At 72.9% G+C, this 23,559-nt stretch carries 17 protein-coding genes; 12 read left to right on the top strand and 5 right to left on the bottom strand.

The features are described from left to right. The first annotated feature begins 157 nt into the window (after positions 1 to 157). The 11 genes from LQK93_RS11820 to soxR all read left to right on the top strand — a co-directional run bounded on the left by LQK93_RS11820 (position 158) and on the right by soxR (position 14,107). The gene (locus LQK93_RS11820) at positions 158 to 1,420 is read left to right on the top strand and encodes a toxic anion resistance protein (RefSeq protein ID WP_374967981.1); all 1,263 of its coding nucleotides are present in this window, start codon (positions 158 to 160) and stop codon (positions 1,418 to 1,420) included. Positions 1,421 to 1,614: 194 nt separating this feature from the next. Next, a complete protein-coding gene (locus LQK93_RS11815; protein ID WP_374967980.1) occupies positions 1,615 to 2,199 on the top strand; it encodes a hypothetical protein in 585 nt (194 codons plus the stop codon). Between the two features lie 17 nt (positions 2,200 to 2,216). Then, positions 2,217 to 3,830 (top strand): AAA family ATPase, encoded by a 1,614-nt coding sequence (locus LQK93_RS11810; RefSeq protein ID WP_374967979.1) that lies wholly within the window; start codon positions 2,217 to 2,219, stop codon positions 3,828 to 3,830. Next, positions 3,827 to 5,161 carry a hypothetical protein gene (locus tag LQK93_RS11805; protein WP_374967978.1) on the top strand — a complete coding sequence of 445 codons (1,335 nt, stop codon included), beginning with the start codon at positions 3,827 to 3,829 and terminating at the stop codon, positions 5,159 to 5,161. Before LQK93_RS11810 ends, LQK93_RS11805 begins: the two co-directional genes overlap by 4 nt. Next, positions 5,158 to 6,147, top strand: coding sequence for a glutamate ABC transporter substrate-binding protein (locus tag LQK93_RS11800; RefSeq protein WP_374967977.1), 990 nt, complete (start codon positions 5,158 to 5,160; stop codon positions 6,145 to 6,147). The genes LQK93_RS11805 and LQK93_RS11800 overlap by 4 nt, the downstream gene beginning before the upstream one ends. Further along, a complete protein-coding gene (locus LQK93_RS11795) occupies positions 6,144 to 7,382 on the top strand; it encodes a hypothetical protein (RefSeq protein ID WP_374967976.1) in 1,239 nt (412 codons plus the stop codon). Before LQK93_RS11800 ends, LQK93_RS11795 begins: the two co-directional genes overlap by 4 nt. Further along, the gene (locus LQK93_RS11790) at positions 7,379 to 9,847 is read left to right on the top strand and encodes a tetratricopeptide repeat protein (protein ID WP_374967975.1); all 2,469 of its coding nucleotides are present in this window, start codon (positions 7,379 to 7,381) and stop codon (positions 9,845 to 9,847) included. Before LQK93_RS11795 ends, LQK93_RS11790 begins: the two co-directional genes overlap by 4 nt. Next, positions 9,844 to 11,169 carry a PP2C family serine/threonine-protein phosphatase gene (locus tag LQK93_RS11785; RefSeq protein WP_374967974.1) on the top strand — a complete coding sequence of 442 codons (1,326 nt, stop codon included), beginning with the start codon at positions 9,844 to 9,846 and terminating at the stop codon, positions 11,167 to 11,169. Before LQK93_RS11790 ends, LQK93_RS11785 begins: the two co-directional genes overlap by 4 nt. Continuing rightward, a complete protein-coding gene (locus LQK93_RS11780) occupies positions 11,162 to 12,451 on the top strand; it encodes a VWA domain-containing protein (protein WP_374967973.1) in 1,290 nt (429 codons plus the stop codon). The genes LQK93_RS11785 and LQK93_RS11780 overlap by 8 nt, the downstream gene beginning before the upstream one ends. Further along, a complete protein-coding gene (locus LQK93_RS11775; RefSeq protein ID WP_374967972.1) occupies positions 12,448 to 13,419 on the top strand; it encodes an FHA domain-containing protein in 972 nt (323 codons plus the stop codon). The genes LQK93_RS11780 and LQK93_RS11775 overlap by 4 nt, the downstream gene beginning before the upstream one ends. Before the next feature lie 256 nt (positions 13,420 to 13,675). Further along, entirely contained in the window at positions 13,676 to 14,107 is a 432-nt protein-coding gene (soxR, locus tag LQK93_RS11770; RefSeq protein WP_374967971.1) for a redox-sensitive transcriptional activator SoxR, read from the top strand. Between the two features lie 111 nt (positions 14,108 to 14,218). Here soxR and LQK93_RS11765 read toward each other — a convergent pair whose 3' ends face one another. The 5 genes from LQK93_RS11765 to LQK93_RS11745 form a co-directional block, all read right to left on the bottom strand. Then, complete coding sequence (locus tag LQK93_RS11765; RefSeq protein ID WP_374967970.1) at positions 14,219 to 16,342, bottom strand: ABC transporter ATP-binding protein; 2,124 nt, start codon at positions 16,340 to 16,342, stop codon at positions 14,219 to 14,221. Further along, positions 16,342 to 18,072, bottom strand: a complete 1,731-nt coding sequence (locus LQK93_RS11760) for an ABC transporter ATP-binding protein (RefSeq protein WP_374967969.1) — start codon at positions 18,070 to 18,072, stop codon at positions 16,342 to 16,344. Before LQK93_RS11760 ends, LQK93_RS11765 begins: the two co-directional genes overlap by 1 nt. 100 nt (positions 18,073 to 18,172) lie before the next feature. Then, positions 18,173 to 18,883 (bottom strand): TetR/AcrR family transcriptional regulator, encoded by a 711-nt coding sequence (locus LQK93_RS11755; RefSeq protein ID WP_374967968.1) that lies wholly within the window; start codon positions 18,881 to 18,883, stop codon positions 18,173 to 18,175. 153 nt (positions 18,884 to 19,036) lie between these two features. Continuing rightward, complete coding sequence (locus LQK93_RS11750; RefSeq protein WP_374971493.1) at positions 19,037 to 20,644, bottom strand: methyltransferase; 1,608 nt, start codon at positions 20,642 to 20,644, stop codon at positions 19,037 to 19,039. Further along, a complete protein-coding gene (locus tag LQK93_RS11745; RefSeq protein WP_374971492.1) occupies positions 20,641 to 21,018 on the bottom strand; it encodes an STAS domain-containing protein in 378 nt (125 codons plus the stop codon). The genes LQK93_RS11750 and LQK93_RS11745 overlap by 4 nt, the downstream gene beginning before the upstream one ends. Before the next feature lie 179 nt (positions 21,019 to 21,197). Between LQK93_RS11745 and LQK93_RS11740 the strand changes: the two genes are divergently transcribed. Beyond that, complete coding sequence (locus LQK93_RS11740) at positions 21,198 to 23,513, top strand: DEAD/DEAH box helicase (RefSeq protein ID WP_374967967.1); 2,316 nt, start codon at positions 21,198 to 21,200, stop codon at positions 23,511 to 23,513. The last annotated feature ends 46 nt before the right edge of the window (positions 23,514 to 23,559 follow it).

The following is a 23,559-nucleotide window of genomic DNA, read 5'->3' as shown; positions in this document are numbered from 1 at the left end:
ACGGCACGTAGAGTGGCCGTACGCCCGACGATGGCGCCGCAGGCGTGCGTCGCGCACCGCTCGTGGTGCCGTGCACCCGACGTGCCGTGACCTCGGGCGAGGGACTTCGGGCGCGTCTCCGACGCGACCGGCACGCGAGGGAAGGACCCGCTCCACCATGACTGACCAGCCCGCCGCCCAGCAGGCGACCGCCGCCGCGCAGGTCGCGCCCCTCGAGCCGCCGCCCGGCGAGGCCTTCGTCCTCACCGCCCCGGCACCCACCGCCCCGGTGGCCGAGACCTCCGCACCGAAGATGGCCCCGGCCGTTCCCGAGGCGGCCCTGCCCGGGCTCGAGGCCAAGGTCGACACCTACCTCGAGTCGCTGACGAAGGCGGCTGCCCGCTCCCCCGAGTGGGAGGCGAAGGCCGCCGACGTGCGCAGCATGGGCAACGACGAGGTGCGCTTCGCCGCCGAGTCGTCCAACCGCATGCTCCAGATGCCGGTCAAGGCACTCAACGAGGGCGGCCTGTCCGGCAACTCGAAGGTCGGCAAGACCCTGCTCGACCTGCGCCGCACCGTCGAGGACCTCGACCCGGGCCAGGCCCAGGGCGCGAAGAAGTTCCTCGGCATGATCCCCTTCGGCGACCGCGTCACCGACTACTTCCGCAAGTACCAGTCGGCCCAGAGCCACCTCAACGGCATCCTGCACTCGCTGCAGTCGGGCCAGGACGAGCTCGTCAAGGACAACGTCGCGCTCAACCTCGAGAAGAAGAACCTCTGGCAGTCGATGGGCCGGCTCAACCAGTACGTCTACGTGGCCGAGCGGCTCGACGCGCGCCTCGCCGCCCAGGTCGCCACCTACGAGGTCAGCGACCCCGAGCGGGCCAAGGCCCTGCGCGAGGACGTGCTCTTCTACGTCCGGCAGAAACACCAGGACCTGCTGACACAGCTGGCGGTGTCGATCCAGAACTACCTCGCAATCGACATCATCATCAAGAACAACATCGAGCTCATCAAGGGCGTCGACCGCGCCACCACGACGACCGTCTCGGCGCTGCGCACCGCCGTCATCGTCGCGCAGGCGCTCAACAACCAGCAGCTCGTGCTCGACCAGATCACGGCGCTCAACACGACGACCTCGGGCATCATCGAGCGCACCTCGGAGGCCCTCAAGCAGAACTCCGCGCGCATCCAGGAGCAGTCGGCCAGCTCCACGCTCTCGATCGAGTCGTTGCAGAAGGCCTTCGCCAACATCTACGAGACGATGGACACCATCGACCAGTTCAAGGTCCGGGCTCTCGACAACATGGCGGCGACGATCGGCACGCTCGAGACGGAGGTCGCCAAGTCGCGCTCCTACCTCGACCGAGTCGCCAAGCAGGACCAGCGCCGGGCCGACAACGTCGCGCCGGGGCTGCTCGACCTCGGGCCGACCCGGTGAGGCGCCGCCACGCCTGACGAGACGGGTGCATCGGTGACACGGATCGCGGACCGGTGAAGCAGGATGTGCATGGACGACCGCCTCGGGGCACCCGACGGCAGCGCAGCACACCAGCTCGACACACATCAGAGGGGACAGACGCAGTGGGAATCCGGTCGTGGTTCGGGTTGGACCGGCCCGAAACGCCCGAGCCGGTGCGCTCGGGACCGCCCACCACGGAGCAGCTCCTCGGTGCGCTCGACGCCATCGAGCAGCAGGCCCGGGACGGCAAGGTGCCCGGCGTCGTCCTCTCGCGCCTGCTCCGGGTGACCCGCGTCGTGCGCGAGACCCTCCCGCGCCTGGCCAACCTCGGCCTCGGCAGCGCGCAGGGCTACAGCGTCATGGCGACCGCCACCGACTACCTCCCCGTCGCCATCGGCAACTACCTGCGCCTGCCCCGGGACTGGGCCGACACCCGCCCCATCGCGGCCGGCAAGAGCTCGGTGATGCTCCTCGTCGACCAGCTCGACCTGCTCGGCTCGACGATGGACAAGGTCTACGACGCGGTGAACCGCGCCGACGCCGAGGCGATCATCGTGCACGGGGCGTTCCTCGAGGAGAAATTCGGGCCGGCCTCCGCCGGCGGGGTGCTGGGGCTGGGTCCCGACCCCGTACGCGTCGCCCCGCCACCGCCCTCACCGGGGAACTCCGACCCCGGCCGCGTGGGCGGGCCAGGCGCGTCCGACGCCGGAGTCCGGGGAACCTCCCCCTCACCTGCCCCGTTGACGCCCCCGGAGTGACGCATGGAGGGGGACGCATGACCACGGAGGAGACTCGCCTCGCCGAGAGCCTCGAGCAGCTGGCCGACGTGGCCGCCGAGGCGGGGCTCGACCCCGCCTCCGCCCGCGAGGAGGGGCTGCGCGTGGCCGCCGCGCTCGCCGAGGCGGTGCCGGGAGCAGCTCCCGCGTGGGCGGAGGTCGCCCACCCCGGGCTGACCGACCTCGGCCGCATCAACGAGGCGTTCTTCGACGCCGCCTCGAGCGGACGACGGTGGCGCGGCGCCCCGACCGACCTGCTCCAGGCCCTCGTCGACTCGCGGCACGACCGAGCCCTCGACTACGCCGAGGCCCTGACCGAGGTGGCCTCCTCGGCCGTCATGCTCGGCACCGCCCCCATCTGGGTCATCGCCAACGCCTCCGCCGCGTCGGGTGCCTACCTGGCCGCAGCACGGATGCCCGCCTCATCGGGTATGCCGTCCCAACCGGACCCCCAGCCGTCGTTCACGGTGCCGGCCTTCCCGGGGCCGACGCTCCCGGGCACCCAGCCCGGCGGCGAGCGCCCGTTGCAGGGCGGCATACCCGGTCTGGGGCTCGGGACGCCCGACACCATGCGCCCCACGGTCCCCGGCCCGATGGACCCGTCGGCAGCGGCACCCGCAACGGCGCAGCCGGCCGCCCAGCCCGCCACGGAACCCGAGCCGCCGGCCGAGCCGGAGAGGTCGGTCGAGGAGCTGCTCGCCGAGCTCGACGACATGATCGGGCTCGAGCGCGTCAAGAAGGAGATCCATCGGCAGGTGGCCCTGCTCACCGTGGAGAAGCTGCGCACCGAGGCCGGGCTCAAGGCGCCCAAGATGAGCCGCCACCTGATCTTCGTCGGCAACCCCGGCACCGGCAAGACGACGGTCGCCCGGCTGGTCGGCGACATCTACAAGGCCCTGGGGCTGCTGCCGAAGGGGCAGCTCGTCGAGGTCGACCGCAGCGAGCTCGTCGCGGGCTACGTCGGGCAGACGGCGATGAAGACCGCCGAGGTGTGCGCCAAGGCCACCGGCGGCGTGCTCTTCATCGACGAGGCCTACGCCCTCACCGGCGACCAGTACGCCGAGGAGGCCGTCAACACGCTCGTCAAGGAGATGGAGGACCACCGCGAGGACCTCGTCGTCATCGTCGCCGGCTACCCCGACCCGATGGCGCGCTTCATCGCCCAGAACCCGGGCCTGGCCAGCCGGTTCACGACGACCATCGAGTTCGACGACTACTCCGACGACGAGCTGCTCGCGATCCTCGACTCGATCGCCGAGGGCAGCGACTACGAGCTGACCGACGACGCCCGGCGGCGCGTGCGCCACCTGCTCGAGGCGACGCCGCGCGGGCCGTCCTTCGGCAACGGCCGCTTCGCACGCAACCTCTTCGAGCAGGCCGTCGGCAGCCACGCGTGGCGGCTTCGCGACGCGACGGAGCCGACCCGCGACGAGCTGCGTCTACTCACCGCAGACGACCTCATCGAGCAGCCGGACGTCCGGGACGACCCCGACCAGACCGGCGCGGATCCGGCAGCTCTCGGGGCAGAACCTGATGGCGGGGCCGCACCCGGTGAGGCAGTCTCGGAGCAGCAGCACCACACCAGCGCGACAGAGCCCGAGGACACCGCATGAGCGCACCGACGACGAACATCCCGGTCGCCATCCCGGCGCGCTCGTCGTCCGGCGCGCCCAGCGGGTCCGGGGGCCGACCGACGCGCACCATCGCCGGCAGCATCCCGGGTGCCCGCAGCGTCATCGACCGGCTCCTGCACGGCACGCCCGGGCGGATGCGTCTCTTCGGGCTGCTCGGCGTCATCGCCGCCGTGCTGCTCGGCGCGGTCAGCGCCAACGCCCTCATCGCCTCGCAGGCCGCCGTCGAGCGCGCGGCCAACAACACCGCCCAGGTCGTGCGCGCCCAGTCGATCCACGTCGACCTGCTGCGCGCGGACGCGCTCGCGACCAACGCCTTCCTCGTCGGGGGCCTGGAGTCCCCGGAGTCCCGTTCGAAGTACGAGACCGCGTTGGCCCGGGTCGCCTCCGGCATCGCCGAGGCCGCGGCTGCCCAGCCGGCCGACGGCACGGTGCTGGGCGTGCTGGCCGAGAAGGTCCAGAGGTACGCCGCCCTCGTCGAGCAGGCCCGTGCCAACAACCGGCTGGGCCTGCCGGTGGGTGCGCAGTACCTCACGCAGGCCAGTGCCGGACTGCGCTCCGACGCGATCCCGATCGTCGAGCAGGTCGTCAAGGCCAACGAGGACCGGTCGAGCAAGGAGTTCGACCGCAGCAACTCGGCGCTGCAGCTGCTGGTCGGTGTCGTCGCCCTGCTGGGACTGGTGGCCCTCGCGGTCTGGCTGGCCAGGCGAACCCACCGCTACCTCAACCCCTCGCTCACCGGCGCGATCGCGCTGCTGCTCGTGGCGCTCTTCGTGGCAGCGACCCAGATCAGCGGCATCGCCTCGGCCACGAGCCAGGTCTCGGGTGGGTCCTACCAGCGGGCCGTGGCCCTCGCCGACGTCACCACGGCCGCCAACGACGCCCGCGCCAACGAGAGCCTGACGCTGATCCGCCGCGGCTCCGGCGCCGACAACGAGAAGGCCTGGGTCGCCGACGCGAAGACGGCTGAGGACACTCTCGCCCGCGTCCGCGACAGCTCGGGCCTGCAGCAGCAGTGGCGCGCCTACTCCGACGCCCACAAGCGGGTCCGCTCGCTCGACGACGGCGGCAAGTGGGACGAGGCGGTGCGCCTGTCCACCAGCACCGCCAACAGGGGCGCGGCCAAGACGTTCGACGACTTCGACGTCGCCGTGGCGCAGGCCCGCGACCAGGCGGCCAAGGACACCGTGACGACCCTGCAGGGCCTCGACGGGAGCGTCGCGCTCATCGCCGTCCTCGTCGCCCTGGCGGGCCTGGTCGCCTCGTGGCTGATCGTGCGCGGCATCAGCCAGCGCCTGGAGGAGTACCGATGAGCAGGATCACCTCGACGCTGCGTCGCCGTCTCCTCGCGCTCGGGGCCGTGGCCGCCCTCGGCGCCCTCGCCGGGTGCTCGGGGGTCACGTATGCCGAGACGCCCCTGCCGCCGTCCGCCGCGCCGAAGACGTCGTCCAGTGCTCCCCCCGTCGCCGCGCCGACGTGCGCCAACGCCACCCAGTCCTACGACCCGCTGCCCAGCCTGCCGAGCCGCGCCGAGATCACCGACGCGACGATGCGCGACCGCATCCTCAAGCGCGGCTTCCTGGTGGTCGGGGTGTCGGCCGACACCTACCTGTTCGGCGCCCGCGACCCCTTCACCGGCGGCATCACCGGCTTCGACATCGACATCGCCCGCGCTGTCGCCAAGGCCATCTTCGGCGACCCGAGCAAGATCCAGCTGCGCGTCATCACGGCCGGCGACCGGCTGCCCCTGCTGCAGTCGCGGCAGGTCGACATGGTGGCCCGCAACATGTCGATGACGTGCGACCGGTGGCAGAAGATCGCGTTCTCGGCCGAGTACTACCGCTCCGGCCAGAAGGTCCTCGTCAGCAAGGCCCTGCCCGGGGCGAAGGACCTGGCACTGACCGACCTCAAGGGCCGCAAGGTCTGTGCGCCGGCCGGCACGACCTCCCTGACCAAGCTCGAGCAGGTGAAGGGGCCCGAGGCGGTCCCGGCCGCGACGCACACCGCCTGTCTCGTCCTGCTCCAGCAGGGCAAGGTCGACGCCATCACCGGGGATGACACCGTCCTCGCCGGCCTTGCCGCGCAGGACCCCAACACCGTCGTCACGAGTGCCAAGGCGGTCACCGTCGAGCCCTACGGCCTCGGCCTCAACAAGGCGGACGTCTACCTCGCCCGCTACGTCAACCGGGTCATCGCCGACCTCGAGGCCGACGGGCAGTGGAAGAAGATCTACGACCGCTGGCTCGCCGGACCCCTCGGGCCGGCTCCCTCTCCCCCGACCCCGGTCTACGGGCGATGAGCGCAGTGCCGCAGGGCCTCCCCGACGCAGGGACCGCCGCTCCCACGGCGCCCGGGCGCCTCGGCGTGCCCGTCCAGGCCGAGGAGGCCCAGAGGTACCTCTTCGCCCTGCGCGAGTGGGTGGCCCAGCGCCGGGCGGACCTCGGTGAGGTCGACCGGGCGGTGCTCAAGCTGTCGCCGGCCGAGCAGGTCGCGATCACCAACGACCTCACCGTCGCGCTCACCTTCTGGAAGGCCGTCAGCGACCGGCTGACCCTGCTCGAGACGACCTTCGACGGCGGCCGCGTCGGTCCGGTCGAGGCCGAGCGGCTCTCGACCCTCATCCACGGGCGGCTCGACTCCAACACCAGCGAGCACCTGTCGCTGCCCTCCAGCGGGTCCCTGGCCGTCAGCCTGCCGGAGGCCTGCCGCCTGCTCGACTCGTTGACCCGCACCCTGCAGGCGCGCGCCTCGCTGGCCCCCGGCGCCGCCGAGGCGACGCAGCGCATCACCATCGTGCGCGCCGGGCTCGAGCGCACCCGTGACCAGGTCCCGCTCGTGCCCGCCGGCCCGCAGCGCGACGCGGCCAGCGAGAAGCTCGCCCGGCTCGACCGCCGCATGGAGGACCTCCTGGAGCGGGCCCGCCGCGGCGCCGACGTCGGCGGCATCATCGGTCCCCTGGAGATCGACGTGGCCGTGCTCGAGCGCGACCTCATCGTCGCCGCCGCCGAGCGGGCCAGCGCGGCGCGCAGCCGGGTGCGCACCGAGCAGCAGGTCGAGGAGCTCGACGCCCGCGCCGCCGCGATCCGCGCCCTCGAGCGCGCCTGCGTCGAGGCGATCACCCCGGCCCCGCACCTGGCCATCCCCAACGTGCGTGCGCTGGGACCCGTGCCCCAGGGCGCGGCCGAGCTGACGGCATACCGGGAGAGGCTGGAGCGGGTCTCGCGCGCCCTCGACCTCGCCCACGAGACGTATGCCGGTGGGCTCGCCGAGCGCGACGAGGTCGTCGGGCTGGTCGGTGCCGTGGGCGCCATGGCGGCCTCCGCGTCCCTGGCGCCGGAGGTGGAGGCCGACGTCGCCGAGCTGCGCCGCCGGCTCGACGAGGCGCTCTCGGCCAAGCCGCTGCCGATCGCCCGCGCGCGGGCCCTCGCCGCGGCCTTCCAGTCCTACGTCGACGCCGCGACCCGCCCGCAGCCCGGCGCGGGTCGCCTGGCCCCGCGCGCGTCCGCCCCCCGACCCCAGAGGCCTCGCCCATGAACTGCACCCAGCCGGGCTGCACCGGCACCATCGTCGACGGCTACTGCGACCTGTGCGGGATGGCCGCCGGCTCCAACCCGGTGCCGGCGACCGCCGGTGCCCACGCCGGTGCGGTGGCCGGTGCCGGTTCCGGGGCCCTTGCGACCTCGCCGCCGGCAGCCGGCCCCTCGATCCCCGAGGGCGGGGCCTGCCAGCAGCCGGGCTGCTCCGGCACGATCGAGGCCGGCTACTGCAACGTCTGCGGCACGCCCGCCGACCAGCTCAGCGCCACCGCGTATGCCGCGCCGACCGGGTCCACGGGAGCGGCCGGCACAGCCGGCGCGTCCGGTTCGGCCGGCGCCAACGGCGAGTCCGGCGCACAACCGGCCGGCGTCGGTCCCGAGATGTCCACGCGCTCCGCCGCCTCGAGCAACCTGGCCTCGGCAGCCTTGGGCTCCAAGCGAGCCCGCGAGCTGGGGTCCGTCGCCACCCGCCGCACGGGGGGCTCCCAGCGGCTGCGCGCCGCCCGCCTGGGCGGCGGCATCACCACGGTGCGGCCCGCTCCCGAGATCGACGCCGAGAAGGCGCTCCTGACCAACCCGACCGTCCCCGAGAGCAAGCGCTACTGCCCGAAGTGCGGCGAGCCCGTGGGCCGCAGCCGCGACGGCAGGCCGGGACGCACCACCGGCTTCTGCCCCAAGTGCCGCCAGCCGTTCTCCTTCGACCCCAAGCTCAAGGCGGGCGACCTCGTCGCGGGCCAGTACGAGGTGGCCGGCTGCCTCGCGCACGGTGGCCTCGGCTGGATCTACCTCGCCCGCGACAAGAACGTCTCCGACCGGTGGGTGGTGCTCAAGGGCCTGCTCAACTCGGCCGACCCCGACGCGCTGGCCGCCGCCATCGCCGAACAGCGGTTCCTCGCCCAGGTGTCGCACCCGAGCATCGTCGAGATCTACAACTTCGTCACGCACGACGACGCCGGCTACATCGTCATGGAGTACGTCGGCGGCACGTCCCTGAAGTCGATCCTCAAGCAGCGGATGCAGGCGGCCGGCAAGTACGACCCGCTGCCCGTCGACCAGGCCCTCGCCTACCTGCTCGAGATCCTCCCGGCCTTCCAGTACCTCCACGACCTCGGGCTCGTCTTCTGCGACTTCAAGCCCGACAACGTCATCCAGGTCGGCGACGAGGTCAAGCTCATCGACCTCGGTGGCGTGCGCCGCGCCGACGACGAGGACTCCGCGATCTTCGGCACCGTCGGCTACCAGGCCCCCGAGGTGGCCGAGCTCGGCGTCTCACCCGCGTCCGACATCTACACGATCGGGCGCACGCTCGTCGTGCTCACGATGGAGTTCCGCGGCTACCAGACGACCTACCTCAACACGCTCCCCGCGCAGGACACCGTTCCGGTCTTCCAGCGCTACGACTCCTTCTACCGGCTCGTCGCCAAGGCCTGCGCCCCGAACCGTGACGACCGCTTCGTCTCGGCCGACGAGCTGCGCTCCCAGATGGTCGGGGTGCTGCGCGAGGTCGTGGCCCTCGATCGTGGCGCCGGTGCCGCGACCTCCACGGTCAGCTCGCTGCTCTTCGACGTGCCCACGCCGGGCGTCGCACCCGACGACTGGCGCAACCTGCCGGTGCTGCGGCGCGACCCGCACGACCCGCAGACCGGCTGGCTCACCACGGTCGCCGGCACCCCCGAGGAGCGGCTGGCGACCCTCGAGCGGTCGGCCGTGCGCACCACCGAGGTGCTCCTCGAGGTGGCTCGCACGGCCCTCGAGGCCGGCCGGCGCAACGTGGCCGAGGCGACTGCCGGCGAGCTGCTCACCTCCGACCCCTGGGAGTGGCGCGCCGTGTGGATCCAGGGCCTCGCCGCCCTCGAGTGCGGCGACTCGCGGGCCGCCCAAGCGGCCTTCAACGCCGTCTACGGGCAGGTGCCCGGCGAGCTCGCACCGAAGCTCGCGCTCGCCCAGGCCTCCGAGCAGGCCGGCGACGACGCGGTGGCCGAGAACCTCTACGTCGCGTGCGCGCGCACCGACGCGACCTACGTCCCGATGGCCGCCTTCGGCCTGGCCCGCATCCGGGCCGCGCGGTCCGACGTCGACGGCGCCGTGGCGGCATACCGGCTCGTCCCCGTGCAGTCGAGTGCGTACCGCACCGCGCGCGCCGGGCTCGCCGAGCTGCTCGCGCGCGCCAACCGCGGGCTGCCCGACCTGGCCGAGGCGCTGCGCACGCTCGACGACACGTCACTGTCGGCGCGGCGGCGCGCCGAGCTCACCACGCTGATCTACCGTGAGGCGCTCGCGACCGTGGAGAAGAGCGGCAACAAGGCCGACATCCGCGTCGGCGAGCACAGGGGCACGCCCAACGGCCTGCGGCTCGGGCTCGAGGAGGCCCTGCGGGAGCTCGCCAAGCGCACCCCCGACCTGTCCGCACGCGTTCCCCTCGTCGACGAGGCCAACGTCATCCGACCCTGGAGCCTCTGGTGACCGACTTCCCCACGGCGGGAGCGCCCCAGCCCGCTCCCGCCTCCACCGACGAGCGTCAGCAGGGCCACGGGAGCGACGAGCGCGACGAGCTCCCGCCGCGCGAGTGCCCGGCCTGCGGCACCCCCAACCCGGCTGACTCAAGCTTCTGCGAGGCCTGCGGCGCCGACCTCGTCGTCACGGCGCGCGCCTCGGCGGGTGCGCCCACGGGAGCGGCCGACGGCCCGGTGCTCTCCTCGGCCACGCCGCAGACGGCGCCCGCCGGCGAGGAGTCGCCGCTCGACGTGGGCTGGACCGGTGCGGTGCCGGGCGCGCCCGGGCCCGCCGTCGACGACGAGCTCACCTGCCGGGCCTGCGGCCAGGGCCGCATCGTCGACGGCTACTGCGACCACTGCGGCACCCCGCCGCCGAACCCGCGCGACCACTTCGTCGAGTCGCCCGCTCCCTGGGTCGGCGGTGTCTGCGACATCGGTCGCCGCCACACCCGCAACGAGGACGCCATGTCGCTCAGCGCCATCGAGGCGCCCGGGTCCCGGGCCGTGCTCGTGGTGTGTGACGGCGTGTCCATGGCGTCCGACTCCCACATCGCCTCGCTCGCCGCGGCGACAGAGGCCCGAGCCGTGCTGGACCAGCCGTTCCCCCGCGGCGTCGGCACCCCCGAGGCGTGGGCCGCCACCGCCGGGCGGGCCCTGACGAACGCGGTGGCCCGGGCCAACGAGGCGGTCATCGCCGCCGTGGTCGAGGACGTGCCCAACCCGCCGTCGTGCACCTTCGCGGCCGCCGTCGTCGAGGACGACGTGGTCGTCGCGGGCAACGTCGGGGACAGCCGGGTCTACTGGTTGCCCGACTCCGACCAGGAGCCGGCGATCCAGCTCGGGCGCGACGACTCGTTCGCGCAGGAGCAGATGGCCGCCGGCGTGCCGCGTCTCGAGGCCGAGACGGGTCCGCACGCGCACTCCATCACCCGCTGGCTGGGCAAGGACGCACCTGACGACCTGACGCCGCACCTGACCACGATGAGGGCCACCGCCGGCTGGCTGCTCGTGTGCTCCGACGGCCTCTGGAACTACTGCTCGGAGGCCGAGGCCCTGCGGGCGCTGCTCCGCGGCGCCGCGGAGCAGGCTGCTGCGACGGCCGGGACGGACCCGACCGACAGCGCGACGCCGACCGTGCTGGCGCAGGCTCTCGTCGACTTCGCCAACGAGCAGGGCGGCCGCGACAACATCACGGTTGCCCTCGCCAGACTGGCTGGACGAGGATCGACAACGACGAGCGAGCCGGCCGCGACGACGGCGCCGGCGGAAGGGGACAGGGCCGATGGCTGACTTCACCGCAGAGGTGTTCCAGAACGAGTTCCTGCCCGACGGGGGGACCGACGTGCACGCCATCGTGCGCATCACCTCGACGGGCGCCTCCGCCGCGAACGCCGCGGGCGCGCTGGCCGACCCGGGCTCGGCCGCCGAGGTCATCCTCATCGACACCTCCGGCTCGATGGGCCGGCGGGGAGTCGCGGCCGCCGGCGAGGCCGCCAAGGCCGCGCTCGCCGAGATCGTCGACGGCACCCTCTTCTCCATCGTCGCCGGCAACGGCACCGCCCAGATCGTCTACCCCTACAGCCACCAGGGCGCGCTCGTCCCGATGTCGTCCCACACCCGCGGCGAGGCCAGCCGGGCCATCGAGGGACTGCGGGCCAACGGCGGCACCGCGATGGGCACCTGGCTCACCCTCGCCCGCAACATCTTCGAGACCGTGCCGCACGTGACCAAGCGCCACGCGATCCTGCTCACCGACGGCGTCAACGAGGGCGAGACGCCGCAGTCGCTGCAGACCGCGGTGCGCAGCTGCGTCGGTGTCTTCCAGTGCGACTGCCGCGGGGTGGGTGACCAGTGGCGCGTCGACGAGGTGCGCGGCATCGCCTCTGCCCTGCTCGGCAGCGTCGACCTCATCCCGGCGCCGGAGGAGATGGCCGCCGAGTTCCAGGCGATGATGCGGGCTTCGATGTCGCGTGGCGTGGCGAGCTCCGAGCTGCGGGTCTGGGTGCCGCAGGGCGCCGAGCTGCTCTTCGTCAAGCAGGTCTCCCCCACCCTCGAGGACCTCACTCCTCGGCGCACGGTCGTCAACCCGCTGACCGGGGCCTATCCGACGGGCGCCTGGTCCGACGAGACCCGCGACTACCACGTCGCCGTGCGCCTCCCGGCCCGCACGCTCGGGCAGGAGCAGCTGGCGGCCCGGGTGCAGCTCTCCCTCGGCGGCGACCCGGTGGCGCAGGGCCTCGTCAAGGCCAAGTGGAGCAACGACGACTCCCTCACCACGCGCATCGACCCCGCCGTGGCCGCCTACACCGGGCAGGCCGAGCTGGCCACGACCATCCAGGAGGGGCTCGCGGCCAAGGCCGCCGGCCAGGACGACGTGGCCACCGCCAAGCTCGGCCGGGCCGTGCAGCTCGCCGGCCTGACCGGCAACGACGAGATGACCACCCGCCTGAAGAAGGTCGTCGACATCGACGACGTGGACACCGGCACGGTGCGCCTCAAGAAGGGCGCGTCGAAGATCGACGAGATGTCGCTCGACACGGCCTCGACCAAGACGAGCCGGGTGCGCCGATGAGTGCGGTCTGTCCCAACGGGCACACCTCCGAGGCGGAGGACTACTGCGACACCTGCGGCTCGCCCATCGACCTCGCCGCCCAGCCCGCGGCGAGCGACGGGTCGGGCGGGACCGTGGCCGCGGCGAGCGAGGCGGCTGGAACGGCTGGCGCTGCTGGAGCGGCCGGGGCCGCACCCCCGTCGTCGCGGTCGTCGCTCGACCTGGGGCCTGCCGTCGAGGAGTCCGCCGGTGGCCCTGCGTCGACGCCCGGAGCTGCGGCGGCCCAGCCCAGTGCGCCCACGTCGCTCGAGTGCCCCAACTGCAAGACGGAGAACCCCGAAGGCGCGCTGTTCTGTGAGGCCTGTGGCTACGACTTCACCACCGGAGCGATGCCGCGCGACCCCTCGGCCACGCCCGGCGAGCTCGTCGACACCGAGCCCCACGAGCTCGCCGACTCCGGCGAGCTGCCGGCTGCTGGCGGTGCGGCGGCGGCAGGCGGTGCAGGCGGTGCAGCAACCTCGACGCCGTCGGGCCAGGCGACGGGGGGTATCAACGGGGCCGAGTCGACCGAGCCGTTCGAGTGGCTCGCGGAGGTGTGGGTCGACCCCGACTGGTACCAGACGCAGGAGGCCGAGGACCCGTGTCCCTCGCCCGGGTTGCCGACGATCATGCCGCTGCGCCACCGCAGCGTCCTGCTCGGACGGGTGTCGACGAGCAGGAACACCCACCCGGAGATCGACCTGTCGTCCGACCCGGGCGTGAGCCGCCGCCATGCCCAGCTGACGACCGACGGCACGCGCTGGTTCGTCGAGGACCTGGGCAGCTCCAACGGCACCTACGTCGGCCCGGCCTCGGGTCCCCTGCCCGCGACGGCGATCGCGGTCGGACCCCGCACCGAGCTCGGTGACGACGACCGGCTCTACGTCGGGGCCTGGACCCGCGTCGTGGTGCGGCGTGCCACCCCCGACGAGGTCGAGGCCTACGCCTGAGCCTCGCGGGCGGCGGCCCCACGGCATACGCCCTCGGTCGGGCGGCCGGCCCACCTTCGGGCGGTGGCGGCCGGCCCACCTTCGGGCGGTGGCGATCGGCGCGGACGAGACCTAGGGTGTGCGACGTGAGCCATCGGCCCTCGACGACGCCCCGGTGGAGCTGGCGCGCGCCGTCGTCGTCACGGGTGTGGTGGCCACGCGCGGGGCGGGCGTCCACGACCTCGTTCGGAGAGCACCCGGGTCCAGGAGGGCACCGATGTCCGCGCTGAGCATCGGGCAGGTCGCGGAACGCTCCGGTGTCGCGCCCTCGGCGCTGCGGTACTGGGAGGAGCTCGGCCTGATCAGCTCGATCCGCACCGCGGGCAACCAGCGGCGCTACGAGCGGGCCACGATCCGGCGCATCGCCTTCATCCGCGCGGCCCAGCGGGTCGGCCTGACCCTCGACGAGATCGGCACCGCCCTGGCCGGCCTTCCAGAGGGACGCACCCCCACGGCGCGCGACTGGGCCCGGCTATCCCGCGCCTGGCGGGGTCGCCTCGACGAGCAGATCAGGCGCCTCGAGCGGCTGCGCGACCAGCTGGACTCGTGCATCGGCTGCGGCTGCCTGAGCCTGTCCGCCTGTGCTCTCAACAACCCCGATGACCGGCTCGCCGAGCGCGGCCCCGGAGCCGTCCTGCTCGAACCCTGACCCGCAGCACCGGGTCGACCGGCCGGAACGAACGGTCCCCGGCGCCCTCATGCGCCGAGATGCGGGTTCGTTCCGGCCCGGTTGTCCCTACAGGTCCGGGCCGGGCGCGTGTCAGTCGGCGGTGACATCGGACGACAGGGCGTCGTCGGGCGCCGGCACGCCGGGCCCTCCCGTGGGGCCGGGCGCCGCTGCGCCCACGCCGGCCAGGGCAGGCATGCCGTCCGGGCGTGCGGGAGCCCCCGCCCCCTCGTCGAGGTCGGCTGCCGCACCCGTGAACTGGGCGGCATACAACGTCGCGTAGGCGCCACCTGCGGCGAGCAGCTCGGCGTGCGAGCCCTTCTCGACGATGCGGCCCTCCTCCATGACGAGGATGAGGTCGGCGTCACGGATCGTCGACAGGCGGTGCGCGATGACGAAGCTCGTGCGGTCGGACCGCAGCGCGGCCATGGCCTTCTGCACGAGCAGCTCGGTGCGCGTGTCGACCGAGCTCGTCGCCTCGTCGAGGATGAGCAGCGCCGGGTCGGACAGGAACGCGCGGGCGATCGTGACCAGCTGCTTCTCTCCGGCCGAGATGTTGGACGCCTCGTCGTCGAGCACCGTGTCGTAGCCGTCGGGCAGCGAGTGCACGAAGCGGTCGACGAACGTCGCCCGCGCGGCGGCCACGACCTCCTCGTCGGTGGCGCCCGGGCGGCCGTATGCGATGTTGTCGCGGATCGTGCCGCCGAAGAGCCACGTGTCCTGCAGCACCATGCCGATGCGCGAGCGCAGGTCGTGGCGCGTCAGGTCGCGGATGTCGACGCCGTCGAGGGTGATCCGGCCGCCGTCGAGCTCGTAGAAGCGCATGACGAGGTTGACGAGGGTCGTCTTCCCGGCCCCGGTGGGACCGACGATGGCGACGGTCTGGCCGGGCCGCACCGACAGGTCGAGGTCCTCGATCAGGGGCTTGTGGGGTGTGTAGGAGAACGACACGTCCTCGAACGCGACGGCTCCGTGCGGGTCCTCGATGCGCGCTGGCGACACGGCGTCGGGCTCCTGCTCGTCGGCGTCGAGGACCTCGAAGACGCGCTCGGCCGAGGCGACCCCGGACTGGAGCACGTTGGCCATCGAGGCGACCTGCGTCAGCGGCTGGGTGAACTGCCGGGAGTACTGGATGAACGCCTGCACGTCACCGAGGCTCATCGTGCCCGACGTGACCCGCAGGCCGCCGACGACGGCGATGACGACGTAGTTGAGGTTCCCGACGAACATCATGACCGGCATGATGATGCCGCTGATGAACTGGGCGCCGAACGCGGCCCCGAAGAGCTCGTCGTTCTTCTGCCTGAAGCTGGCCTCGGTCTCCTTCTGCCGGCCGTAGACCTTGACGAGGCCGTGCCCGGTGAAGGTCTCCTCGACGATGCCGTTGAGCTCGCCGGTGTTGCGCCACTGCTGGACGAACAGCTTCTGCGAGCGCTTGGCGATCAGGCTCGTGACGACCACCGAGATCGGGATGGTGACGAGAGCGATGAGGGCCAGCACCCACGAGATCCAGAACATCATGGCGAGGACCGCGACGACCGTCAGCAGCGAGTTGAGCAGCTGCGACAGGGTCTGCTGCAGGGACTGGTTGACGTTGTCGATGTCGTTGGTGACGCGGCTCAGCACCTCGCCGCGCGGCTGGTTGTCGAAGTAGGGCAGCGGGAGCCGGTTGAGCTTGGCCTCGACCTCCTGGCGCAGGTCGTACATCGTGCGCTGGAGCACGCCCTGCAGGATCCAGCCCTGGGCCCACATGAGCAGCGACGCCACGACGAACAGGGTGATGACGAGCAGGAGCACGTGCCCGAGGGCGTCGAAGTCGATGCCCCGGCCCGGGGTGAAGTCGACGTTGCCGAGCAGGTCGGCATACGTCGTCTTCCCCTGCTGGCGCAGGGCGTCGATGACCTGCTGCTTCGTGGTGCCGGGCGGGGCCTTGATGGTGCGCCCGACGACGCCGGCGAAGATGAGGTCGGTGGCCCGTCCGAGGATCTTCGGGCCGACGGAGCTGAGGGTGACGCTCACGACCGCCAGCACCAGCACGAGGGCGACCTTGGCCCGGTGCGGCCGCAGGCGGCCGAGCAGCCGCTTGGCCGACGGCCCGAAGTTCAGCGACTTCTCGGTGGGCTGGCCGAGGGCCAGGTGCGGCGGCCCACCACGGCGGGCCGGTCCGCGCCGGCTCTCGGCGGCCTTCTCCTCGGCCGTCTTGACTCCCTCGGCCATCAGGCCGCCTCCTCCGCGCTGCGCTGCGACTCGACGATCTCCCGGTAGGTCTCGCAGGAGTCGACGAGCTGGTCATGGGTCCCCTGGCCGACGATGCGGCCGTCCTCGAGCACGAGGATGTGGTCGGCGTCGACGATCGTCGAGACGCGCTGGGCCACGATGACGACGGTGCTGCGCGACGTGGCCGGCCGCAGGGCCCGGCGCAGCCGGGCGTCGGTCGAGAGGTCGAGCGCCGAGAACGAGTCGTCGAACAGGTAGATGTCGGGCCGCTTGACGACCGCGCGGGCGATGGCGAGCCGCTGGCGCTGGCCGCCCGAGACGTTCGTGCCGCCCTGGGCGATGGCGGCCTCGAGCCCGCCCATCGCCTGGACGAAGTCCGAGGCCTGCGCGATCCGAAGGGCGTCCCACAGCTCGTCGTCGGTGGCCTCCGGGTTGCCGTAGCGCAGGTTGCTCGCCACGGTGCCGGTGAAGAGGTAGGGCTTCTGCGGGACGAGCCCGATCTTGCTCCAGAGCTCGTCGAGCTCGAGGTCGCGCACGTCGACCCCGCCGACGCGCACCTTCCCCTTCGAGGCGTCGAAGAGGCGGGGCACGAGGCCGAGCAGGGTGGTCTTGCCGGCGCCGGTGGAGCCGATGATCGCGGTCGTGCGCCCCGGCTCGGCGCGGAAGCTGACGTCGTGCAGGACCGCCGCCTCGGCGCCCGGGTAGTGGAAGTCGACCCCCACCAGCTCGAGCCCGGCCGAGCCGGACGGCAGCCGCAGCGGCTGCACCGACTCGACGACCGACGAGTCGGTGTCGAGCACCTCCTGGATGCGGGTGGCCGACACGGAGGCGCGCGGGATCATCGTGGCCATGAACGTCGCCATCATGACGGCCATGAGGATCTGCACGAGGTAGGACAGGAACGCCGTCAGCTCGCCGATCTGCATGTCACCCGAGTCGATGCGCTTGGCGCCGAACCACATGACGGCGACGGTCGAGACGTTGAAGATGAACATCACGATCGGGAACACCAGGGCCATCAGGCGGCCGACGTGCAGGCCGGCGTCGGTGAGCCGCCCGTTGGCCTCGGCGAACCGTGCCTCCTCGTGCGCCTCGCGCACGAACGCACGCACCACGCGGATGCCCGTGATCTGCTCGCGCATGACGCGGTTGACGCCGTCGAGCGAGGTCTGCATCCGGCCGAACCACGGCAGCATGCGGGACACGACGAGGCCGACGAAGAGGCCGAGCAGCGGCACCGCGACGGCGACGAGCCAGGAGAGCCCAACGTCCTCGCGCAGCGCCATGATGATGCCGCCGACCATCATGATCGGCGTCGTCACCAGCAGGGCGAAGCCCATGAAGGCGACCATCTGCACCTGCGTGACGTCGTTGGTGTTGCGCGAGATGAGCGTCGGGGCGCCGAAGCGCGTCACCTCCTGGGCGGAGAACTCGACGACCTTGCCGAACACGTTGCCGCGCACCTCGCGGCCCATCCCCATGGCAACCTTGGCCGCGAGGTAGGTGGCGCTCACGGAGGCGGCGATCTGCACGAGGCTGACGACCAGCATCAGGCCGCCAGTGCTGACGATGTAGCCGGTGTCACCCTTGGCCACGCCCTGGTCGATGATCTCGCCGTTGAGGCTCGGCAGGTAGAGCGAGGCCATCGTACTGACCAGCTGCGCCAGCACGATGAGCACGATCTGGCCCCGGTAGGGGCGCAGGTGACTGCGGAGCAGCCGGATCAGCATGAGCGTGCCTTTCGGAGCGTGGTGTGCGGGCGGCGGTCGTTGGAGAAGGGGTCGCGCAAGGACGCTGGGGACTCGCGCGGGGTGGGGGCCAACCGGTTCGTCATGGTCGCGCCTCCTCGTCGGTGCCGTCACGACGGACGAGGCCGAACAGGACCGTGTCGACGACCTCCTCCGGCGTCAGCACCTTGCCGTCGGCGATGCCGGGGTGGCTGCCCGAGAAGGTGAGCAGCCGGATGCGGTGGATGACCTCGGTGCCGGGCACGACGAGGCGGTCCTCGTCGTGGATGAGCAGGTCGTGGATCGCGTCGAGCAGCGGCTGGTGCGCGGCCTCGTGCTCCTCGTGGTCGGCGTAGCCTCGCAGGTGCCGCCCCGCCTCGTAGCAGGCTTCGTGCAGCCCGCGGTCGGGCGGCTGGGTCAGCCCGAGGGCGCCCATCAGGCCGAAGACCTCGGTGAAGCGCAGCTGCATGATGCGGGTGAAGTCGACGAGTCGCTCGCGCAGCGACCCTTCCGGGTCGATGGCCGCGATGCGCCGCCGGACGGGGGCCGGGCAGAAGGCCGTCTGGACGGCCTCCTTCTCGAGGACCTCCTTGGTCGGGAAGGCCCGGAAGATGGTGCCCTCCGCGACGCCGGCCTCCTGGGCGATCTCGCTCGTCGTGGGGTTGCGGCCCTCGCGATGGGCGAGCCGGAGGAAGACGTCGATGAGGGCGTCGCGCCGCTCGTCGGGGTCCATCGGGGCTGCGCGCCGCTGGCTGGCCCGCTGCGTCCGTTGGGTGGAGTGCGGCGCCGCCGCTCGGTCCATGTGGGTGGGCACCCGTCCATCATGAATGAGTGAGCACTCACTCACAACCGCTTTGCGAATTTTCTCGATCGAGGGGCCCGGACGTCAGTTTGGGAGCGTTCGGGACGCCTGGTACGTGATGGGACGGCTACCGAGCGACCCAGCTGTGACCTAGAGATGGAGTGGTCAGACGAGCAGGCCGTCGGCGACGAGGTCGCGAAGCTGCGGGACCAGCTCGGCACGCACCGCCGCCGGGTCGAGGTCGAGCACCGTCGCGATGGCGTCGAGGGCAGCTGCAGCCGTCAGCTCGCCGTCGGCGACCCCGAGGTATGCCGCCAGCAGCGTCCCGGCCCGCACCACCCGCCCCAGCCCGCCGCCTTGCCGGACGAGGATGACGCTCGGGTCCTCCGCGCCCGGCCTGCCGTGCCGCTCCTCGGTGACGTCGGGCGCGCACGACCACGCCACGCCGAGGACCTCGTCGTCCGAGTGCTCGGCGAGCCAGGTCCGCGCGCGCAGCCCCGCGTCGACCGTGGGGCCCATGGGTGCGGCGACGGGGCCATACGCCTCGTCGAGCGAGCGCCAGGGCGCGCGGTCGGTCGCCGGGCGCTGGAGGGTCACGATGCCGAACCCGACCCGCTCGACGTCGCGGGCGGCGAAGTCGCGCAGCCAGGCGGCATACATCCTCGAGTGGGTCTCGCTGCCCGGCTGGGCGCCGCCATCACGGGCCCACAGCTCGGCGTACTCGGCGGGGTCCTGCGACTCGCGCTGCACGACCCACGCGTCCAGCGGCACGCCCTCGCGGGCCTGCTCGTCGAGCCACTCCCCCCACACCTCGCGCCACGTGCGCCCGGCCGGGACCTCCCAGTTCCCAAGGAACTGGGCGACGCCGCCGGGCTCGAGCACCGTCCCGACCTGGCGCACGAGCGAGCGGACGAGGGTGTCGCCGGCGCGGCCGCCGTCGCGGTACTCGTAGAGCGTCAGGTCCTCGTCGCGCGGGGTGATGACGAACGGCGGGTTGCTGACCACGAGCGAGAACCGCTGCCCCGCCACGGGCTCGAGCAGGTCGCCGCGGAGCAGCTCGAGGGGCGGGACGGCGCCGGGCTCCTCGGAGGCGGCCAGCGCGAGGTTGAAGGCGGCATACGCAAGGGCTCGCTCGGAGATGTCAGTGGTCACCATCGAGCTGGCGTGGCCCGTCAGGTGCAGCGCCTGCACCCCGCAGCCGGTGCCGAGGTCGAGGGCCCGCTCGACGGGCCGGCGGACCGTCCACGACGCGAGGGTGGTGGAGGCCCCGCCGATGCCGAGCACGTGGTCGGCGCGCAGCGGGCCGCCGAGGGCCACCTCGGACAGGTCCGATGCGACCCACCAGTCGTGCGCGTCGTCGCCGTAGGGCCGCAGGTCGCACGTGGCGACGACCGTGCGGTCTGCGCCGGCCGCGCTCGGACCGTCGGCGGCCCCGACGGGGCCGAAGCCGGCAGGGCCACCCTCGAGGCGGACCAGCCCGAGGGCCACGGCCCCCTCGACCCCGAGCGTCGGCAGGGCGGAGGCGAGCGCCGCCGCGCCGACGCGGCGGCCGAGGGTGAAGAGGCGGACGAGGACGCCACAGGAGTCGCTTGTCGTGGCGGTCGCCGTCGGCTCGGTCGCGAGCAGCGCCGGCAGGGGCTGCTCACGGTGCAGCGCCGCCGAGGCCACCGGCCCGAGTCTCTCGGCGACCCCGTCGACGGTGAAGTGGGCCGCCGCGAGATCCGCGCGCAGCAGCGCGAGGAGACGCTCGTCGACGACGGGCGTGTCGCTCAGGACCCCTCGCCCGTGCCGTTCGAGCCGGCCCCGGCGCGCCCGGCGGCGAGCGCCGACTGCAGGTCCGGGTGGATCTCGAAGACCTTGTCGAGACCGGTGATCGCGAAGACCTTGAGGACCCGGTCGTCCCTGCCGACCAGGCGCATCGAACCGCCGCGGGTGCGGGCCAGCTTGAGCCGGCCGACCAGGACCCCGAGGCCGGTCGAGTCGAGGAAGGTGACGTCGGTGAGGTCGACGACGAGGTTGGTGCGCCCGGCCTGGATCTGCTCGTCCAGCTTCTCGCGCACGACCGGCGCGGTGTAGACGTCGATCTCGCCGCCGAGGTGCACCACGGTCTGCTCGCCATGGTCGGCTCGGGTGATCGAGAGATCCACCTGTGCCCCTTCCTGTGCCCACACTGGCTAGATGGTTACGAGTGCGAGGTGGCTACGGACCGGTCCTTGCGTCGCCTCGCCAACTGCTCGGACGACGATTCCACCTGCGTTGCTGACTACGGAGTAACATGCCCCCCGCTCGACGGCAACCGTACCCCGACGGCATACGGTTGCTCCACATGAACGGGGAGCCCACGCCGATGCGAACCGTGCCGGAGGACCTGCTCCGCACGCTCGTCGGCGACCACCCCGAACGCCTCGTGCACGTCCACGAGGTCCCGGCCCGCGCGGCCGTCCACGCCGACTGGCCGGAGTGGGTCGACGCGACGCTGCTCGGCGCCCTGCTCGCGTCGGGGATCGAGGCCCCGTGGTCGCACCAGGTCGAGGTCGCGGAGGCCGCACACGCCGGTCGGCACGTCGTCGTCAGCACCGGCACCGCGTCGGGCAAGAGCCTCGGCTACCACCTGCCGATCCTCACCGACCTGACCGCGGGGGCCGGGGCCCCGAACGGCCGGGGGGCGACGGCGCTCTACCTCTCCCCCACCAAGGCGCTGGCCGCCGACCAGCTCAGCCGCATCGACCGGCTGGCACTGCCCGCGGTGCGGCCGGCCACCTACGACGGGGACACCCCGACCGACGAGCGGCGCTGGATCCGCGACCACGCCAACCTCGTGCTCACCAACCCTGACCTGCTGCACCACTCGCTCCTGCCGGGTCACGAGCGGTGGAGCTCGTTCCTGCGGGCGCTGCGCTACGTCGTCGTCGACGAGTGCCACGTCTACAAGGGGGTCTTCGGCGCCCACATGGCCGCGGTCCTGCGCCGCCTGCGGCGGGTTGCCGCCCGCTACCGCGCGGAGCCGACCTTCGTCTTCGCGTCCGCGACCGTGGCCGACCCGGAGGAGCACGCCTCGCGGCTCCTGGGTATGCCGGTGGCCCCGGTGACGCGGGACGGCTCGCCCCGCGCGCCGATGACCTTCGCCCTCTGGGAGCCGCCGCTGCTCGTCGACGAGACCGGGCAGCCGCAACGGGTCAGCACGATCACCGAGACGGGTGAGCTGCTGGCCGGGTGCGTGCGCGAGCAGGTGCAGACGGTGGCCTTCGCCCGCTCCCGAGCCGGCGTCGAGGTCGTCGCCCGCATCGCCAAGGAGCGGGTGCCGGTCACCGACGAGGGGCGGGTCGCCGCCTACCGCGGCGGCTTCCTGCCCGAGGAGCGGCGCGAGCTCGAGCAGTCCCTGCGGTCCAAGGAGCTGCTAGGGCTGGCGGCGACGAACGCGCTCGAGCTGGGAGTGGATGTCAGCGGGCTCGATGCCGTGCTGCTGGCCGGGTGGCCAGGCACGCTGTCGTCGCTGTGGCAGCAGGCGGGCCGGGCCGGCCGGTCCGGGGCGCGGTCGCTGGCGGTGCTCGTGGCCGCCGACGACCCGCTCGACACCTTCGTCGTGCACCACCCGGAGGCGATCTTCGGCCGCGGGATCGAGGCGACGGTCATCGACCCCGACAACCCCCACGTGCTCGCCCCGCACCTGGCGGCCGCCGCTGCCGAGCTGCCGGTGACCGAGGCCGACGTGGCGATCTTCGGAGCCCAGACGCGCGGCCTGCTCGACGCACTGGTGGCCCGCGGCATCCTCAAGAAGCGGCCGCGCGGCTGGTTCTGGGGACGTGAGGACCGGCCCGCCGACCACCTGTCGCTGCGCGGCGCCGGCGAGCCGGTGCGCATCATCGAGACGCGCACCGGGCGCGTCGTCGGCACCGTCGACGACGCTGCGGCCCACTCGCAGGTGCACACGGGGGCCGTGCACCTGCACCAGGGACAGACCTGGGTGGTGACCGAGCTCGACCTCGACGACCACGCCGCCTTCGCCGTCCGCGGCGACCCGGGATGGACCACGCAGGCGCAGTCGGTCAGCGACTTCCAGATCGTCCACGAGCTCGAGCACGAGGACTGGGGGCCGTTGCGGTGCTCCTTCGGGCACGTGACCGTGCGCAACCAGGTCACCTCCTTCCTGCGCCGCCTGCCCGGTGGGGAGGTGCTCGGCGAGCACCCGCTGGACCTGCCGCCGCGGTCGCTGCCCACCAAGGCCGTCTGGTGGACGATGCCCGTCGAGGAGCTCGCGGCGGCCGGGGTCGCGGAGGACGGCATACCGGGCGCCGCCCACGCGGCCGAGCACGCGGCGATCGGGATGCTCCCGCTCTTCGCGACGGCCGACCGCTGGGACATCGGCGGGGTGTCGACGGCCCTGCACCCGGACACCGGCCTGCCGACGATCCTCATCTACGACGGGCACCCGGGAGGCGCCGGCTTCGCCGAGCGCGGCTACCGCCGGATCCGTGCGTGGCTGGGCGCCACGCGCGACGCGATCGCCTCGTGCGAGTGCGCCACCGGCTGCCCGTCGTGCATCCAGTCGCCGAAGTGCGGCAACGGCAACGAGCCGCTCGACAAGGCCGGCGCCGTGGCCCTGCTCGACCTCACCCTGCGGTGCGCGGGCACGGGTTGCTGACCGCCTGACCCCCTGACCCCTCGACCACGACGTGCCGGCGCACGTT

The sequence above is a fragment of the Terrabacter sp. BE26 genome, from assembly GCF_041941675.1.
Lineage (GTDB): Bacteria > Actinomycetota > Actinomycetes > Actinomycetales > Dermatophilaceae > Terrabacter.
The sequence above is the reverse complement of the archived record's forward strand: the minus strand, read 5'-3'. Positions and strand labels throughout refer to the sequence as shown.